Source organism: Arthrobacter sp. 05L45_2 (assembly GCF_056397525.1).
Genome location: NZ_JBFTNO010000350.1, coordinates 1 through 1109, shown reverse-complemented (window position 1 = coordinate 1109; position 1109 = coordinate 1). Strand labels below are relative to the sequence as shown.

1 protein-coding gene is annotated in these 1109 nt (G+C 67.2%); it reads right to left on the bottom strand.

Translation table 11 applies throughout. The features are described from left to right. Positions 1–40: 40 nt before the first annotated feature. Positions 41–718, bottom strand: a complete 678-nt coding sequence (locus tag AC1DHD_RS16330; protein WP_011693220.1) for a Crp/Fnr family transcriptional regulator — start codon at positions 716–718, stop codon at positions 41–43. Between the last annotated feature and the right edge of the window lie 391 nt (positions 719–1109).

Here is a 1109-nt window from a genome sequence, read left to right as displayed (position 1 = left end):
TTCGGAGCCGGCCCTTCGTATGCCTACAGGCGCAGTGGGCCTAGCGGGAACGCTGGCGCAAACGCTGCATGTCGAGGATCACAACGGCACGGGCCTCGAGGCGCAGCCAGCCGCGCTGGACGAACTCGGCGAGGGCCTTGTTGACCGTTTCGCGGGAGGCGCCGACCAGCTGGGCCAGCTCYTCCTGGGTCAGCTCGTGGGCGACCAGCACGCCGTCGGTCGCGGGTCGGCCGAAGCGGTCGGCCAGATCCAGCAGCGCCTTGGCCACACGTCCCGGAACGTCCGAGAAGACGAGGTCGGAGAGTGAGTCGTTGGTGCGGCGCAGGCGGCGGGCCAGGGCCTGCAGCAGCTGTGCGGAAACCTCCGGGCGGGTCCGCAGCAGGGCGTTGAGGCTCTCGTTCTTCAACCCGGCCAGGCGGGTCTCGGAGACCGCGGTGGCCGTGGCGGTCCGCGGGCTCGGGTCGAACAGGGCCATTTCGCCGAACAGTTCACCCGGGCCGAGGATGGCCAGCAGCGATTCGCGGCCGTCCGGGGAGGTGCGGCCAAGCTTCACTTTGCCGGAGACGATGAAGTAGAGCTGGTCACCCTGGTCGCCTTCCCGGAAAACCGAGGCTCCGCGTGAGAGGTCCACCTCGGTGAGTTCGTCCGTMAGCAGACGGAACGCCTCGTCGTCGAGCGTGGCGAAAAGGGGTGCGCGGCGCAATACCTCGATATCCATGAAATCTCCTGACTTACTGTGTCGGCTGGGGCGCTTCAGCCATTGTTTCAGAATTTTGCGGCTTCTGTGACGTACTTGGCACCGAAACGCGCTTTGCGGCGGGCACGTGACGGGCCGGCCCCGTCCCGGGCCGCGCATCCGGCCACGGTCGTCATCACCGCCCGCGCCCCGTCCAGCCCGGAACCCGGCCCCGACAAACAGTCAGCCTGCGCYGGTAGAATAAGGGACCTACCAGTCCCTAAGGAGCCCCGGTGTTCGGCTTGACCATCCTGGACCTGGCGTTGATTTTGACGCTCTTGTCCTACCTGATCTACGGCTTGCGGAACGGCTTCCTGGTGACGCTGGGCGGCATCGCGGGCTTCGCCGCCGGTGCCGTGGCCGCCTTTATGTC